The 16,271-nt window shown below is 45.9% G+C and carries 17 protein-coding genes; 13 read left to right on the plus strand and 4 right to left on the minus strand.

Annotation, left to right across the window (positions count from 1 at the left end; all coding sequences use genetic code 11):
* Positions 1-137: 137 nt before the first annotated feature.
* The 5 genes from pstC (at position 138) to DTO96_RS06575 (ending at position 4,372) form a co-directional block, all read left to right on the plus strand.
* Complete coding sequence (gene pstC, locus DTO96_RS06555) at positions 138-1,076, plus strand: phosphate ABC transporter permease subunit PstC (RefSeq protein ID WP_225972444.1); 939 nt, start codon at positions 138-140, stop codon at positions 1,074-1,076.
* Positions 1,077-1,173: 97 nt separating this feature from the next.
* Positions 1,174-2,046 carry a phosphate ABC transporter permease PstA gene (pstA, locus tag DTO96_RS06560; protein ID WP_225972445.1) on the plus strand — a complete coding sequence of 291 codons (873 nt, stop codon included), beginning with the start codon at positions 1,174-1,176 and terminating at the stop codon, positions 2,044-2,046.
* 44 nt (positions 2,047-2,090) lie between these two features.
* Complete coding sequence (pstB, locus tag DTO96_RS06565; protein WP_192878960.1) at positions 2,091-2,873, plus strand: phosphate ABC transporter ATP-binding protein PstB; 783 nt, start codon at positions 2,091-2,093, stop codon at positions 2,871-2,873.
* 55 nt (positions 2,874-2,928) lie between these two features.
* A complete protein-coding gene (gene phoU, locus DTO96_RS06570) occupies positions 2,929-3,612 on the plus strand; it encodes a phosphate signaling complex protein PhoU (protein WP_114562765.1) in 684 nt (227 codons plus the stop codon).
* Between the two features lie 70 nt (positions 3,613-3,682).
* Positions 3,683-4,372 (plus strand): response regulator, encoded by a 690-nt coding sequence (locus DTO96_RS06575; protein WP_114563956.1) that lies wholly within the window; start codon positions 3,683-3,685, stop codon positions 4,370-4,372.
* Between the two features lie 52 nt (positions 4,373-4,424).
* On the opposite strand, the gene crcB is transcribed toward DTO96_RS06575, so the two are convergent.
* Entirely contained in the window at positions 4,425-4,823 is a 399-nt protein-coding gene (crcB, locus tag DTO96_RS06580) for a fluoride efflux transporter CrcB (RefSeq protein ID WP_192878961.1), read from the minus strand.
* A 43-nt stretch (positions 4,824-4,866) separates the two neighbouring features.
* A complete protein-coding gene (locus DTO96_RS06585; RefSeq protein WP_114562767.1) occupies positions 4,867-5,754 on the minus strand; it encodes a LysR family transcriptional regulator in 888 nt (295 codons plus the stop codon).
* A 172-nt stretch (positions 5,755-5,926) separates the two neighbouring features.
* Between DTO96_RS06585 and DTO96_RS06590 the strand changes: the two genes are divergently transcribed.
* The 6 genes from DTO96_RS06590 to DTO96_RS06615 all read left to right on the plus strand — a co-directional run bounded on the left by DTO96_RS06590 (position 5,927) and on the right by DTO96_RS06615 (position 9,521).
* Entirely contained in the window at positions 5,927-6,829 is a 903-nt protein-coding gene (locus DTO96_RS06590; RefSeq protein ID WP_114562768.1) for an MBL fold metallo-hydrolase, read from the plus strand.
* A 70-nt stretch (positions 6,830-6,899) separates the two neighbouring features.
* Positions 6,900-7,376 (plus strand): GlcG/HbpS family heme-binding protein, encoded by a 477-nt coding sequence (locus tag DTO96_RS06595; RefSeq protein WP_114562769.1) that lies wholly within the window; start codon positions 6,900-6,902, stop codon positions 7,374-7,376.
* Positions 7,377-7,582: 206 nt separating this feature from the next.
* Entirely contained in the window at positions 7,583-7,828 is a 246-nt protein-coding gene (locus DTO96_RS06600) for a hypothetical protein (protein ID WP_114562770.1), read from the plus strand.
* Between the two features lie 94 nt (positions 7,829-7,922).
* Positions 7,923-8,312 carry a nuclear transport factor 2 family protein gene (locus tag DTO96_RS06605; protein ID WP_114562771.1) on the plus strand — a complete coding sequence of 130 codons (390 nt, stop codon included), beginning with the start codon at positions 7,923-7,925 and terminating at the stop codon, positions 8,310-8,312.
* Positions 8,313-8,357: 45 nt separating this feature from the next.
* The gene (locus tag DTO96_RS06610) at positions 8,358-8,990 is read left to right on the plus strand and encodes a DsbA family protein (protein ID WP_114562772.1); all 633 of its coding nucleotides are present in this window, start codon (positions 8,358-8,360) and stop codon (positions 8,988-8,990) included.
* A 78-nt stretch (positions 8,991-9,068) separates the two neighbouring features.
* A complete protein-coding gene (locus DTO96_RS06615) occupies positions 9,069-9,521 on the plus strand; it encodes a nuclear transport factor 2 family protein (protein ID WP_114562773.1) in 453 nt (150 codons plus the stop codon).
* 135 nt (positions 9,522-9,656) lie between these two features.
* Here the strand turns inward: DTO96_RS06615 and DTO96_RS06620 are convergent, their stop codons facing one another.
* Positions 9,657-10,835 (minus strand): MFS transporter, encoded by a 1,179-nt coding sequence (locus DTO96_RS06620; protein WP_114562774.1) that lies wholly within the window; start codon positions 10,833-10,835, stop codon positions 9,657-9,659.
* A gap of 408 nt (positions 10,836-11,243) precedes the next feature.
* Complete coding sequence (locus tag DTO96_RS06625; protein ID WP_114562775.1) at positions 11,244-13,184, minus strand: TonB-dependent receptor domain-containing protein; 1,941 nt, start codon at positions 13,182-13,184, stop codon at positions 11,244-11,246.
* Positions 13,185-13,431: 247 nt separating this feature from the next.
* Between DTO96_RS06625 and DTO96_RS06630 the strand changes: the two genes are divergently transcribed.
* Together DTO96_RS06630 and DTO96_RS06635 are read left to right on the plus strand one after the other, a co-directional pair.
* Positions 13,432-14,631: an isochorismate synthase gene (locus DTO96_RS06630; RefSeq protein WP_192878962.1), complete on the plus strand. Its 1,200-nt coding sequence runs from the start codon at positions 13,432-13,434 to the stop codon at positions 14,629-14,631.
* A complete protein-coding gene (locus DTO96_RS06635) occupies positions 14,624-16,270 on the plus strand; it encodes a (2,3-dihydroxybenzoyl)adenylate synthase (RefSeq protein WP_114562777.1) in 1,647 nt (548 codons plus the stop codon). The genes DTO96_RS06630 and DTO96_RS06635 overlap by 8 nt, the downstream gene beginning before the upstream one ends.
* The last annotated feature ends 1 nt before the right edge of the window (position 16,271 follow it).

Consider the following 16,271-nt stretch of genomic DNA (forward strand, 5'->3'; position numbering starts at 1 on the left):
ATTGTCCTGACAAAAAATTAATAAAATTAAATGCTTGAGTGGGCGGTTTTTAAAACCCCTCATGCATTTAATTGATGTCTTTGAGTAAAACGACGGCTCCACGTTTCCTTTGGTTTGTCATTGTTATTGAGAATAATATGAGTTTGAGTTCGACCCAAACAGTTCGAAAAAGTTGGCTGGACAGCGCATTCAAAAACCTGACGCTGGTCAACGCGTGGTTGGTGTTGCTGATCATCATCGCGATCATTGGTTCATTGGCGTACAGCGCAAGCGATACATTTAAGACCCAAGGCATGGCTTTTCTGTGGCGTGATGCTTGGGATGTGGGTGCCAATGAATATGGTGCTTTGGGCCCGATTGTTGGGACATTGTTGACGGCTGGCATTGCCATTGTGCTGGCATTGCCCGTGAGTTTTGGCATCGCGATCTTTTTAACCGAGTTGTCGCCCACCTGGTTGCGCCGTCCTTTGGCGACCGCGATTGAGCTGTTGGCAGCGATTCCGTCGATCATTTATGGCATGTGGGGCTTGTTTGTGCTCGCCCCTTTGTTTGCCAAATATGTTCAACCTTTTTTGATGGCCACGATTGGGAAATTACCATTCATCGGTCAATTTTTTGCAGCACCTGTATTGGGTGTGGGGGTGTTCACTGCGGGTGTGGTGCTGTCGATCATGATTGTGCCTTTCATCACGGCAGTGTTGCGCGATGTGTTTGAACTGGTGCCACCGATGTTAAAAGAATCGGCTTATGGTTTGGGCGGTACGACGTGGGAGGTGGTGCGCCATGTGGTGATTCCCTATACACGCATTGGTGCCGTGGGCGGAACGATTTTGGGTCTGGGGCGTGCTTTGGGTGAAACGATGGCGGTAACATTTGTGATTGGTAACGCCCACGGCTTGAATACGTCTTTGTTTGCCCCTGGCAACAGCATTGCCTCGACGATTGCCAATGAATTTGCAGAGGCATCGGATGCGCATTTGTCGGCTTTGATGGCATTGGCTTTGGTGTTGTTTTTGATCACCACCATTGTGTTGAGTTTGGCGAAATTGTTGTTGGCACGGTTGGATACAAAATGAAGCCTGCTTTTTGATGAAACCAATTTTTTGATGAATCATTAAATTATTTATGAATCATTAAAACGGCATCAATAACGTGCAGTTAAGAGAGAATGAAATGCAAATTCAAGATTTTATGAACAGTTCGCTTTACAAACGTCGTCAACGCATCAACGCCATCATGTTGACATTGACGGCAGTGGCGGTGGTGATTGGTTTGGTGTGGTTGGTTTGGATTTTATGGAGCTTGCTGTCTAAAGGTTTGCCTGCGTTGAGTGTCAACTTGTTCACGCACAACCAGCCCACAATGGGTGAAGAGGGCGGTGGTTTAAAAAATGCGATTGTTGGCAGCTTGATGATGGTCGGTACGGCGACGCTCATCACCACACCTGTGGGTATTTTGGCGGGCACTTATTTGGCGGAATATGGTCGCAACAACACCTTGACCCGTGTGGTGCGTTTTGTGAATGACATTTTGTTGTCTGCACCTTCGATCACAATCGGTATGTTTGCTTTTATTTTGTTTTATTTTGGTTTGGGTTTGGGGGGGCATGCGAATTCAGGTTGGTCAGGTTCGATCGCATTGGCGATTGTCATGTTGCCTGTGGTGGTGCGCACCACCGATGACATGCTCAAGTTGGTGCCCAATGGTTTGCGTGAAGCGGCTGTGGCACTGGGTTGCCCTTACTGGAAAATGATTTTTATGATTTGTTACCGTTCAGCGAAAACTGGCATGCTGACGGGTTTATTGCTTGGTATTGCACGGATTTTTGGCGAAACAGCGCCCCTCATTGTGACAGCAGTGGGTAATAATTTCTTCAGTACCGACATGAGTCAGCGCATGGCAAGCTTGCCCAAAGTCATTTTGGATTTTGCCATGAGCCCCGATGACAACTGGCGAACGCTGGCTTGGGGTGGGGCGATGCTCATCACTTTGTTTGTTTTGTTCATCAACATCAGCACGCGTGCCATTGCTGCTCGTGGTAAATAAAACCGTACACAATGCAGCAACAGATTGAATTTAAAGGAACACACATGGTCACCACAGAACTTCTAAAAACAGAAACGCCTAAGTTGGTTGTGAATAATTTGAACTTTTTTTATGGCGAGTACAAAGCATTAAAAAACATCAATTTGGTCATTCCAAAAAACAAAGTCACGGCTTTCATTGGCCCATCGGGTTGTGGTAAGTCAACGTTGTTGCGCACATTGAACCGCATGTTTGAGCTGTACCCTGGTCAACATGCTGAGGGTGAAATCAATTTTGATGGTGAAAATATTTTGACCTCAAAAGTGGACATTTCCATCATGCGTGCAAAAATTGGCATGGTGTTTCAGAAGCCCACACCCTTTCCGATGAGCATTTATGAAAACATCGCGTTTGGTGTGCGTTTGTTTGAAAAATTATCCAAAGGTGAAATGAATGAGCGTGTTGAATGGGCTTTGACCAAAGCCGCGCTGTGGAATGAGGTCAAAGACAAATTACACCAAAGTGGCAACAGTTTGTCAGGCGGTCAACAGCAACGTTTGTGCATTGCCCGCGCCATTGCGGTGAAGCCCGATGTGTTGTTGATGGATGAGCCTTGTTCGGCACTTGATCCGATTTCAACCACCAAAGTTGAAGAATTGATCACTGAATTGAAACAGGATTACACCGTGGTCATTGTCACGCACAACATGCAGCAAGCGGCGCGTTGCTCGGATTACACCGCGTACATGTATTTGGGCGAATTGATTGAATTTGGCGAGACGCGTCAAATGTTCATCAAGCCGTCGCGCCAAGAGACGGAAGATTACATCACAGGGCGTTTTGGTTGATTTTAGAGCAGAATACGCCGCATACGATACACAAAGAGACATCGCAAAGGACACCATGAGCAACCATCAACACACATCAACGATTTATCAAACAGAGTTGGAAGATTTACGCACCGCCGTGCTCAAAATGGGTGGCAAAGTCGAATCGCAGCTGCGCCAAGCGGTACTCGCTTTCAATGAAAACGACAAGCAAATGGCGGAGCAAGTGCTTGAGGTGGAGCGCGAGGTCAATCGCGATCATTTGACGATTGACAGCATGTGTTCTGAAATCATTGCTTTGCGCCAACCTGCGGCGAGCGACTTGCGCATGCTGTTGGGCATGGTGCGCACCGTGTCTGATTTGGAACGCATTGGTGATGAAGCATCAAAAATTGCTAAAATGGCGTTGAATACAGATTTAAGCAAGCGTGGTTTTTTACCTCGTTTGCAAACGATTGCTCAGTCGGCCGATTTGGCCGCAGCCATGTTACGCAGCGCATTGGATGCCTTTGCCCGTGAAGACACATCCGATTCACGTCAGGTTTTCGCTTCTGATTTGGAGCTGGATGAATTGTATAAAGCCAGTGTGCGTCAATTGATCACATTCATGATGGAAGATCCGCGTACAATCAGCGCCGCATTGGATGACTTGTGGGTGGCAAAGGCGATTGAACGCATTGGCGATCATGCCGAAAACATTGCCGAAAATGCGATTTATATCATTGAAGGTGAAGATGTGCGTTACACGCACAACTCTTGAGTCGTTGTTTAATCGCTGTTTTTAAATCTAAAAAGTCCATTTTTAATTTTTTGAAGGACATTGTGTGAATATACAACCCGTTATTTTGGTGGTTGAGGATGAGGAAGACATTGCGGAATTGCTGCGATTTGGCTTAATGCGCGCGGGTTTTGCCGTCACGTGGGTCAAAAATTTGGCTGATGCGCGAAGCAGTGTCAAAAAAGTTTTACCTGACCTCATCATGTTGGATTGGATGTTGCCTGATGGGCAAGGCATCGAATGGTTGCATCAGCTGCGTGGCGATGAGCGCACACGCCCTTTGCCCATCATCATGCTGACCGCGCGTGCGCAAGAGTCGGATAAGCTAAAAGGCCTTGAAGGTGGTGCAGACGATTACATGACCAAACCATTCAGTCCGAAAGAATTGGTGGCTCGCATCAACAACGTGTTGCGCCGTTCTGCACCCCAGCACGTGGCACAAGTGGTCGAGTTTTTTGGCTGTGCTTTGAACGACGATGACCACACATTGAGTCAAGCGGGCGTGGTCGAAACCCTTGGCAACACTGAGTTTAAGCTGCTTAAGTTTTTATTGACGCATCAAAACAAGACATTTTCACGCACACAATTGCTTGATCTCGTGTGGGGTGACCATGTGTACATTGAAGAGCGCACCGTGGATGTGCATGTGTTGCGTTTACGTAAAATATTGCAGCGCTTTGCAATTGAAGCCCATTTGGAAACCATTCGTGGCGTCGGCTATCGCTGGCGTTCAGCGGCCTGACCTCATAAAAAGGACATGCGGAAAATGCAGGGGTCTGTTTTTCCGTGTTTCCTTAATTGGGGTTACCCAACGTGGTGGTTGCCACAAAGCCCAACCACAACAGCAGCAAACCCACCATCACACTCAGTCCCACATAGCCCATTGCCATCCAGTGTTCACCTCGACGAAGCAGGGCAAATGTTTCCAAGCCAAAAGCTGAAAATGTCGTGAAGCCACCCAATACGCCTGTGATCAAGAGTAAACGCAGATCACTGGTGAGCCAACTAAAACGTTCCCCAACACCCGCCAAAATGCCAATGAGCAAACAACCGATGACATTGATCGTGAATGTGGCGATGGGAAAAGTCCAGTCAGGCGTGTGCCTCAGCATCCATTTGGATGCGCTGTAACGTGACACTGCACCTGTTGCACCGCCGATTGCGACCATAAATATAGAAAACCAATTGTTCATACGACATCCCATTCCGTTCTTTTGAAGCCCACATGATAGCAACTTACTGTGTCGACGTGCTTTGTAAAAAATCAATCAATGCGCGCACCCGTTGTGGCAAATGCTTATTGGCAGGATACACCGCGTAAATGCCGCCATCGGGCAAATGCCAATCGGGCAACAACGCCACCAAACGCCCAGCATCAATATCGCCTTGCAGCTGATAATCGGGCAACACCGATATGCCCATACCGAGTAACAGCCATTGATAAATCACTAAAGTGGCATTGGCGCGTAAATGCCCAGCAGGTCGAATGACTTGCTGCGTTTGGTCGCGCGTAAAAGTCCATTGTGCATTCGACAGTGCAGTCAAGGTCAACCAATTGTGCTGGGTGATGTCTGAAGGTGTTGTCGGTGTGCCATGTTGAGCGAGGTAAGCGGGTGAAGCGACCAATTTTTGTTTCATCTGCCCGATGCGTATGGCTTTGTGACTTGAATCCATGAGCCAGCCGACCCGTATGGACACATCCAATTGAGCGCTCAGCAAATCATACTGCTCATCACTTGCAATCACTTCGATGTCGATGTTGGGATGCCGTTTGGAAAAATCCGCCAATTGCCGAGTCAAAATGCAGTTGCTGTAATCCAGTGAACTGGTTAACCGGATTTTGCCCGCGAGCTGATGGTGCGCCTCTTGCACCGTTTGCACGGTGGTGTGCAGTTGCTCAATCGCCAATCGAGCGGCATTCAAGACGGTTTGTCCCGCTTCGGTGATCTTCAGTTTGCGGGTGCTGCGTGCCAACAACTGCACCCCCAGATCTTTTTCTAAGCGGGTGATGTGTTCGCTCAAAATAGATTTTGCGACACCCAACTGTTCCGCAGCAGCGGTGAACGAGCCTGTGTCACAGACAGCGATGAATTTAATGAGCAGGTTAAGGTCAATGTGTTTCATGGGATGTGGGTTTAGATTAATTTAGTCATTTTATTCGAACAATCATTTATTTAAATCATTATTTATCTACTAATTAAAAGCCGTTACTATTTCACCATTGATGCAAGCCAAACAAGTGTGTCAATGGTTGGATGAAACAAGCATTTACTTTTTAATATTCTCGGAGCCTTAAATGAACACCCAAACGACACACCGTCCTTCTTTCCTTAAACACACGTTGACCTTTGCCCTTGTTGCCGCTGCCAGTATTGCAGCGCAAGCTTCAGCAAAACCCCTTGACGTTCAAGTGTACAACAACCATGACCCAAAAGGTTTTCAAGTCTCATCGGTGTTGATCAGTGGCGCAAAAGATGCAATCCTGCTCGACGCGCAATTCACTTTGCCCGATGCGCAAAAACTGGTTGAGCAAATCAAAGCCAGCGGCAAAACTTTAAAAACCGTGTTCATCACCAGTGGTGACCCTGATTATTACTTTGGTTTGGGCGTGGTTAAAGCTGCCTTTCCTGAGGCAAAGATATTGACCACACCTGCGATCCTCAAGCACATCAACGAAACTGTTGATGGGAAATTGGCCACATGGGGCAGCCAAATGGGTGATTTGGTGCCGAAAACGGCGACATTGCCAGAGGCGTATACAGGCAATCGCTTGATGCTTGAAGGCAAAGAAATTCGCATTAAACATGGCGTTGGTGAGAAAAATGCCGAGACCTATGTCTACATTCCGTCGATTAAAACCGTGGCAGGTGGCGTATTGGTGTTTGGTCATTTGCACCTGTGGACGGCGGATTCTCAAACATTGAAAGTGCGTCAAGATTGGGCAAAAAGTTTGAAAGCGATTGCGGCGTTAAAGCCCAAAACAGTGATCCCAGGTCACTTCCAACAAGACGCACCGACCAACTTGGCTTCTGTGACTTACAGCCAACATTACTTGACGACGTTTGAAAAAGAGTTGAAACAATCTGCAAATGCGGCGGCTTTGATTCAAAGTATGACACAAAAATACCCCAATGCGGGTCTGGGCGTGGCTTTGGACATCGGTGCGAAAGTCAATAAAGGCGAAATGCAGTGGCATTAAATACATGACACAGTTTTTGTCACATCAATCTTAAGAACGATGTGACACATTGTTTTTAAAGGGTTTTAAAATGAAAAAAATATTCGTTAAACTTGGTTTGATCGCCTTGGCATTTGGCTCAGTCAATGCATTTGCACAAAATTTGCCGTATGGCGCACCGATTGATTTGGCAAGTGCGAAAAAAGTTGTACAAGCCGCTTCGGCTGAAATGCATAAAAAAAACCTTGCGCTCACCATTGCTGTGGTCGATTCTGGTGGTAACGTGGTGTATTTGGAACGTGCCGATCAGGCAGGGATTGGCACAATAGATGCAGCGGTCGGGAAAGCCAAAGCAGCCAATGGCATTAAGGCGCCGACCAAGGCGATTGAAGAGCAAGTGTTGGCAGGAAAGCTTAATATACTTGGCGTACCTGGTGCATTTCCTGTCGAAGGAGGTGTTTTACTTGTTGAAAATAATCGGGTCATTGGCGTAATTGGTGCCAGTGGTGCGATGCCGCCTGATGATGGGGCGGTTGCCAGTGCAGGTGCTGCTGCTTTAAAACCGTAAATATGGCCCCTCAAATTGTACGCGTTAAAGTTTGGGGGGAACATATCGTTAAAATTTAAAATCATTGATGTGCCATTGTGGGCTTGACCGTTAATCTCTTGTTTGATGGAGGAGGCGCGTCAAGCGTGACATGGTGGAATGTCTATGGTTTTCACTGTGCGTGTGTTTGCGACCTTTGTTGTTTAATCCAAATGTTGAGGATTTGTATGAATATTATTTATGACAGCTTTCAGTTGATGCGATCAGGGCATTGGCGTGAGGCGCACAATCTGATTCAGACGGATGATTCTTTGTTGGCGGCATGGTTACACGGCATTTTGCACATTGAAGAAGGCGATTTAGAGGACGCTGAATATTGGTATGGCAAGGGCGGCCGACATTTTCGTAGCAGAGGCACATTGAGTGAAGAGGTCGATGCTTTCGAGGTGGAAATGAAGGGGGCATGCAGGTGAAGGTTTGCTAATGCATAGGGGGTTTTATGAATCACGATCAAGCCATTCAATGGGTTATGATTAAATGATGCAGACGATTATAAGGAATTTTAAAATGACCAACCTTGACATCATTAAAAGCACTTACGAAGGTAAGAGCTCGGAAGAAAATGGTAAGAATTTAGAAAAATACGCCGCAGACGACATATCGTGGACAGAAGCAAAGGGTTTTCCCTATGCAGGCACATACATTGGCTTGGCCAGCATAGCCCAAAATGTATTCAGTCGATTGGCCAATGAATGGGTAGATTACAAATTCACGCCTGACAGCTATATTGCCAGTGATGATAAAGTCGTGGCATTGGGTACATATTCAGGCACGTATCAACAAACCCAACAATACTTTGAAGCAAGGGCGGCGCATGTGTGGCAACTGAAAAATAGCAAAATTGTACAATTTGAACAGTTTGTTGACAGTGCAACTGTGTGCCAGTCAATGAAATGAAAAGCATCCATCGCCTCGATCATCACACAACATAAAGACCAAATTATGGAAAACACAACATTACATTACATCTACGATCCACTTTGCGGCTGGTGCTACGCCGCTACACCACTCATTTCTGCGGCACGCACGCTGGATGGATTGACCATACAAGCACATGCAGGTGGCATGTGGACGGGTGCGAATGTTAAGCGCTTTACGCCTGAACTCCGCGCCATGGTTGTTCCGGGTGATCAGCGTATTTCTGAACTTTCAGGGCAGCCACTTGGAGAGGCCTACCTGAATCAACTCATTTTCGATGATACCGCACGCCTTGACTCTGAACCTGTTATTCGAGCGATTCTTACCGCTGAACACATCGCGCAGCGCGGGCTGGACATGCACCGCGCCCTACAAATCGCGCACTGGGTGCAAGGTCGCCATATCAGCCGTGATGACGTGTTGGTTGAAATCGCGGGTGAAATGGGTTTGGATGTAATTGAGTTTGATAGAATATATAAAATCACCCAAGCCACTGCACACATTGAAAACACCCGAAAACTCATGGCAAGGCTCAATGTACAAGGCTTTCCAAGCCTTATTCTTGAGCAAAATGGTCAATTTAAACGCATTGATCACGGCGGTTTTTATGGTCATGCCGATGAGTTCAAAGCGCGATTGGCATCCCTGCTGGTGTAATCCTAACCACATTCAGTGGATGGTTCTTCAGTGATACATCTTTCCATCAAACCTTTCTCAACCACAAAGGAAAATGCCATGAAACTTAAAAAAATTCTCTTTGCGAGTATCATCGCCAGCAGCGCTGTATTGAGCACTGCTCATGCAAAATCATCTTCTCTCGAACGCGCCAATGAAAAACTGGTCATTACTTTTTATCAGCAACTTTTCGGTGATAAAAACCTTGAGGCCATCGATAAATACCTTTCCAAAGACTACATCCAACACAACCCCACCGTTCCAGATGGCCGTGCTCCGCTTAAGGCCGCGGCGAAAGAATGGTTCTCAGGTGCAGCCAAGGAAAAAGTGGATATCGTGCGCAGCGCAGTGAAGGACGACACCGTGTTTTTACATGTGCGCAACAAGCGTCCAGACGGCGGCATCAATGCGGTTGTTGATATTTTCCGTGTTAAAAACGGTAAAATCGTTGAACATTGGGATGTGATTCAAGATGCGCCTGCGACTTCGGCAAATGCGCATCCGATGTTTTGATACTGATCTTGCTGGCCTGTTTTGAGTGCGCGTCATTCAACTGGCCATCACCATGTTGCACCCATGCTTGAATGGAACATGCACGCTGCATCGGCGTGCATGTTCCATGATTATTAATATTGGCAACGTTGACTTTTATTTTTTATGAAACCAAGTGTGGTGGGCGTAAAGTACGTATAGTGCGGTTAATAGCGATAGCGCAATTAAAATGGGCATGTTCTCAATATACCCATTGTTTTGAGTATTCAGGACGGTGCTCGACAACACACTTGCCAATGTAATGGATGCATCGCGTACGAATCCTTGAAAAGTCATGTACCGTGCTCTAAATGAGGGCTCTGGGATGCGACTGCTGCTGGTTGTTAGACTGATGTTTCGTCCTGCATTACCAGCCATAAATGCAACGAAGCACACTAACGTAAGCCATATGGGCAATGCGTTAAAACTGAATGCAAACAATCCAGTCGCATAAATTGTGGTTCCTAAAAATAAGGTCATGTCTGTGCTTTTATTGTCTGCGATGCGCCCTAAAGTGTGGATGGTGATAAAAGAGACAACACCACCCAATAAATAAAAGTACGGTAGATATTCACGTTCAATCGCAAAATTGAACATCAAATAAGCTGACAAGGTTGGGATGATCAAAAATGCTGAAAATTGATTAAGTGCTTGTAGAATATACATTCTTATAATATTTGGCTGCTTTAAGAAATAGGCACTTGCATCTTTTTTTTCAGGCTCATCAAGCACAGAATTGGATGAGGGCAGTTTAAAATAAGTATAAACATACAACACAACGGCGAGCAAACCGATCAATAAAAAACAATATTGCCACCCGTATTGTTCCGATAAAGTTAAAACCAAGGGTACGCCTAACACGGTGGCTAAAGTGAAGCCCGTCATGATTTTGGCCATGACACGACCAAGGTGGTGTGGTGGTGTGATGTCAATAGCAATGGCCATTGCTATTGACAGTGCCATGCTGCCAGAGGCACCAACCAATGCTCGGGTAAAAAATAGTTGTTGGAAGTTTTGTGCCCATGCGCACATCAACGTGGACAATGCGAACACCCCCCAGCTGGATAATAAAAGTGTACGTCGATTGTACCTGTCGATGAATTTAAGTGACAAAGCCCCTAAAAACATTGATGCTCCAGTGTATGCGGCAGAAAGTAATCCAATTTTTTGTACGTTAAATTGCAATGATCGACTTAAATCTGGTGCCAGTGGCATGACCATAATAAAGTCGAGTATATAGGTGAATTGCAGGGCGGCGATGAGAAGAATTAGTGCGGAGCGGGGCGGTTGCTTCATGTGGTGGCATCAGAAAATGAAAATGGGATGTAAAAATAGGGGCAGTTTGCTTTTTAAACAAGTGTATGGGGTGAGTGAGCTTTTTAAAGGCAGCCGTCTACAATATTTGCTTTTATTGCATTCTTGTTAGGGCTGTGGAGCAGAGTTTTTAAATAAAGGTGTGCAGATGTCAGGTGTTTGTTTTTTTCGTATTGGCTTAGGGTGAGTTATAAAAATGGATATCAACATCCACACCCCTCCATTGATAATAACAACTCACTCCGTTATTCCAGCATGAGCTTGATGGGAGGTCAGTGGGCGTAACGCCCGCTTAACCATTCTTATTTAGAGCTGTTCTTATTAAATGGGAAATATAAGGTTTGTCATCTGAGACAAACCTTGTATTTGAAACCATTCCTGATTCTTTGATCAAAAACGATAGCTTAAGCCCAATCGAACATCACGACCAATTTCGGGTAAACCAGCGACAGTTCCCCAGCGTGCATGGTATCCAAAGCTGGCTTGATCAAAATAATATTTATTAAAAATGTTTTTAATCGTCAATGTGAGCGTTACATTGTCTTTACCTGTGGGTTGCCATTGTGCGTACAGATCATGTACCCCATAGCCAGGTTTAGAGTGGGTATCGCCTTTGAGTTTTTCAACAAATCGAGCAGTCCAACCCAATTTCAAGTTTTGACTCGGAATTTTGTAATCGAACTGACTCGCCCAAGTTCTTCCTGTTGAGTTGCCTAACAATAGGGCATCGCTGTCAACTAAGCTGATGCCGTTGAGTCTAGGTTTTGCATGTGTCACACCAATGCTGTAAGCCCAACTGTTGGCATCATAACCCGCACTGGCGCTGTAACCTCGGCTCTTTAGGTTGCCTAAATTTTGGCGGTAATCATCGTAGCCAATGTAGTTGTCAATTTTTTGTTCAAAAATTGTTGCGGTGGCATGCCAGTTACCGCGTTTCCATTGAACTGATAACTCTGTATTTTTCGCTTTTTCAGCCGTTAGTTGATCCGCGTTGGTTTGATAGTGTTTTAAATACGGCTCAATGATGCCGACACCGCGCAGTGCTCGTGCATGGCTTAGTCGGAATGTCAGCTCTTCTACAGGTGTCCAAGTTAAGCTGGCACTGGGTGAGAACCCTTTAGATGAGTATTTTTTATTGAGCATGTCGGTGTAGCTGTAGCTGTCGTATCGCCCACCTAAAGTCAAAACCAATTCTTTTGCCAATTGCACGTCGTCTTGTAAATATAAACCAACAACAGAGGCGTTTTCATCCTTTAAGCGGGTTCCCGCGACAGTGGCGTAACCTTTATCGTGGCGGTAGTTTAAGCCATAGGTCAATTTGTGTCGTCCTGCTTGTGATGTGTTGCTCAAATCGAGGCCGTAAGTGGATGTGCCTAACTTCTGCTCAGTGGATGTACCAGCACCTAAATTGATGTCATTGTCATTGTGGTAGGCTGTGACATGGGCGTTGACATATGGGTTGCCATTGTCATAATCGTAATTCAAGATGGTTGATTGGCGGGTTAGTTTTTGTTGTTCGGGCAGGTTGAAGAGTGCTGGCTGTAAATTGGTGCGTTTATTTCGCACGCCGCTGTCTTGATATTGCTCGTGCGACAGGGCGATGGAGTGTCCGTTGTCAGTTTGACCATTGAGCTTGATGAAGTAGTCGCGTGTTTTCGCAGCACTGTTAGCAACTTCATGGCCATCACCGCTTTTATAATTGTCGCCATTTAAAGCATGAACACTGGCCAAAATACCAATTTTTTCGGTTAATTTACCAAACACAGTGGCGGATCCAAGCATGTTTTTACTGGCTGTTTGATACCCAGTGTTAACGATGGCTCCGATTTTTTCACCGCTTTTTAACAAATCATCTGCATTTTTTGTTGTAAAACGAGCCGCACCTGCGAGAGCGCCAGGGCCAGCTGTTGCCGCGCCCGTACCCGCTTCAACTTCAACGCGCTTAATTAAATCGGGTTCAATCAGGACTTGCCCTGTGTGATGATAGACCGACTCTGGCTGAGTTGCGCCATCAATCGTGATGTTCGTCATTCTCTCACTTAAATTACGGATGTATATTTTTTGTGCGGTCGATTGACCGCCTGCCACATTGACTTCAGGCATTTGTTTAAACATATCTCGTAGGCTAACAGCTTGTTCTGCCGCGATGCGCTTGCTTTTAACAATGGTATTGGTTTGTTTTCCACGTGTTCCAGTGACCAAAATACTTGGTAACTCTGTGGGATTGCTTTCAGTGGCATCTATTTTGCTGTCTTGAGCCCATACATTGCTGCTGAAAAGGGTGATGATTGCGATGGATAACGTCTTTTGCACAAAGTTGTAACGGCGCATACCTGTTCCTTATGTTGTTAAGTTGATTGAGTTGCCTACAAGATAGTGTAGTTAAATGGCATTGTATAGCATAATGATAGTAATTACCATTTGCATTTGCATTTATGTTTTTTTTAATATATTATGGCAAAAAAATAGCTTTTCTTTTGTAGCTGAGGGCTGGTCATAAGAGTATAAAAATTTGTATTGTTTTTAAATGAGTGACTGTGATTATTGGCGGCTATTGAATTTAATGGGGAGGTGTGCAATGAATGATGTGACTCAGGTTGGTAGGGCATGTGAAAAGTTTATGGTGGAGCAGAATGATTTATCGGGAAAAACGCTTTTTGTGTCTCCGCACAAAAGCATTATTGGTAAAGGGGTTGCTGCACAGCTTAAAGTGTCATCTTCAGCGGTCAATGCAGCCTTCGTGACTGAAATGCTTTCACAGGTTGAGCAGGGCGGCGGACGCCGCATGCTGTTTGCGGCTTTACCTTTCGACTCTAATGCAAAAGCGTATATTCAAGTGCCCGAGCAAGTGATGGTGTTGGCTTCCCCTGCTGCTGATTTTGCTTTTGATCTGGTTTTGCCCGTAAAGGTAGATTCTGTTGTGTCCATTCCAAGTGAGGAGTGTTACAAAAGCATGGTCGGTCATGCTTTGGATGCGATTGATGCTAAATCATTAAATAAGGTGGTGTTATCTCGTTCTTTACAGATTTCGGCACAAATCAATGTTTCAAATTTAATCAAGCAATTGTTGAGTAGTCATGCGCAGGGATATAAATTTGCGTTTCATCACGAGGATAGTGAGGGGGCGATGGCCACTTTGGTTGGTGCAAGCCCTGAATTGTTGTTGTCTAAAAATGGTGTGTCTGTTACCTCTAATCCTTTGGCGGGTTCTATCCCGCGTTGTGTTGATCCTGAGGAGGATCGACGGCGGGCGCAAAATTTATTGCGATCAACGAAAGATTTGTACGAGCATGAATTGGTTGTTCGTTCGGTTGCTGCTGCATTGGCACCTTTTTGCACCCAGCTGAGTGTACCAAGTCGCCCTTCTTTACTGTCAACACCGACCATGTGGCATTTATCAACAGTGGTTGAGGGTACGTTGCATGATGCGTCAACTTCATCTCTAAGCTTGGCGCAAGCTTTACACCCAACGCCTGCGGTGTGTGGTTATCCAGCCGAGGCGGCGCGTACCTTTATTCAACAACATGAAGGCTTCGATCGAAACTTATTCACAGGACTTGTTGGTTGGGAGGATGAGTTTGGTGATGGCGAGTGGGCGGTGACGATTCGTTGTTCTCAAGTGACTGACGACAAAGTAACCGTCTATGCAGGTGCTGGTGTGGTTAGTGGTTCTGAACCTGAGCGTGAATTACGTGAGACGCAGGCTAAAATGCGGACGATGTTGAATGCCATGGGTTTGAATGAGATCCTGGAGTATAGCGAGGAAGCATATGTGTAACGAATTGGAGTTAACCCCTTGGCCTGAACATGTGGCGCAGCGTTATTTGGATCTTGGCTATTGGCAAGGTCAAACCATTGGTGAAATGCTTGAAGAGCGCGCTGCTAAAACGCCAAACAATACGGCCATTGTTTGTGGCTCGCGCAGCTTGAGTTATCACGATGTGTTGCAGGCATCGTATGTTTTGGCCGTTGGTTTTTTGGCAAATGGAATTAAGGCCAAAGATGCCGTTGTGATTCAATTACCTAATGTGGCAGAGTTTTTTACCGTTTGTTTTGCATTGTTTCACATTGGTGCTAGACCTGTTTTTGCGTTGCCAGCTCATCGATTCAGCGAAATTAATCATTTGATCGAGTCGACACAGGCTGTGGGTTATGTGATTGCAGAAGATAGAGATTTTGATTATCGAAATTTGGCTCAGCAATTGAAGTCGACGGCCATGTGCTTAAAACATGTGTGGGTGGTGGGTGATCCAGGGCCGTGGGTGGCGTTGAGCGAGCTCTCTGCTCAAGCAGGCGGTCGAGATACCGCTCAGTTGCTTAATCAATTGAATGAGCATGCGCCGTCGGCTCGGGATTTGGCGATGCTTCAACTGTCTGGCGGCAGTACGGGGTTGCCCAAGTTGATTCCTCGTACCCATGATGATTATCTGTATTCGGTTCGAGCAAGTGCTGATATTTGTCGATTGACAGAGGGTAGTGTGTATTTGAGTGTGTTGCCTGTGGCGCATAATTTCTCGCTGAGCTCCCCTGGTTCTTTGGGGGTGTTTTATGCGGGTGGATGTGTTGTTTTGAGCCGTTATGCCAGTGCAGATGTGGCTTTTCCATTGATTGAAAAACATCGGGTGAATTTAGCTGCGGTTGTGCCATCGTTGGCTTTGGCATGGCTTCAAAGCGCGCGTAAGGATGCGCGGCAGCTTGAATCATTGGAGGTGTTGCAAGTTGGTGGTGCTAAATTCAATGAGGCGTCGGCACGCTCTGTGCGTTTGATTATGGGCTGTCAATTGCAACAGGTATTTGGTATGGCTGAAGGCTTGGTTTGTTATACACGTTGGTATGACTCTGAGGACCTTATTTGTCAAACACAGGGGCGTGCAATTTCCATTGATGATGAAATTCGAGTGGTGGATGATTTGGATCAAGAGGTTGCGGTGGGTGAGGTTGGTCATTTGTTGACCCGTGGTCCTTATACCATTCGTGGTTATTATAAGGCGGCAAAGCACAATCAAAATGCATTCACTGACGATGGATTTTATCGAACAGGGGATGTGGTTCGTCAAAGTGAAATGGGTTATGTGGTAGTTGAAGGGCGTGCGAAAGATCAAATCAATCGAGGAGGCGAAAAAATTGCGGCACAGGAAGTTGAGGCGCACTTGCTGGTTCATGCAGCTGTCTTGGATGCTGCATTGGTGGGGGTCGCCGATGAGTATTTGGGGGAGCGCAGTTGTGCGTTTGTCGTGGTTCGTGAGCCCATTCGCTCAATGTCGCTCAAAATGTTCCTACATGAACGTGGGTTGGCGCAATACAAAATCCCTGATCGCATTGAATTTGTTGATTATTTACCTAAAACCGCTGTAGGTAAAATCAATAAGTTATTGCTGCGCCAGATGGCTGAGCAAGCTCAGAATGAACGTGATTAGC

Source organism: Ephemeroptericola cinctiostellae (assembly GCF_003339525.1).
Taxonomy (GTDB): domain Bacteria; phylum Pseudomonadota; class Gammaproteobacteria; order Burkholderiales; family Burkholderiaceae; genus Hydromonas; species Hydromonas cinctiostellae.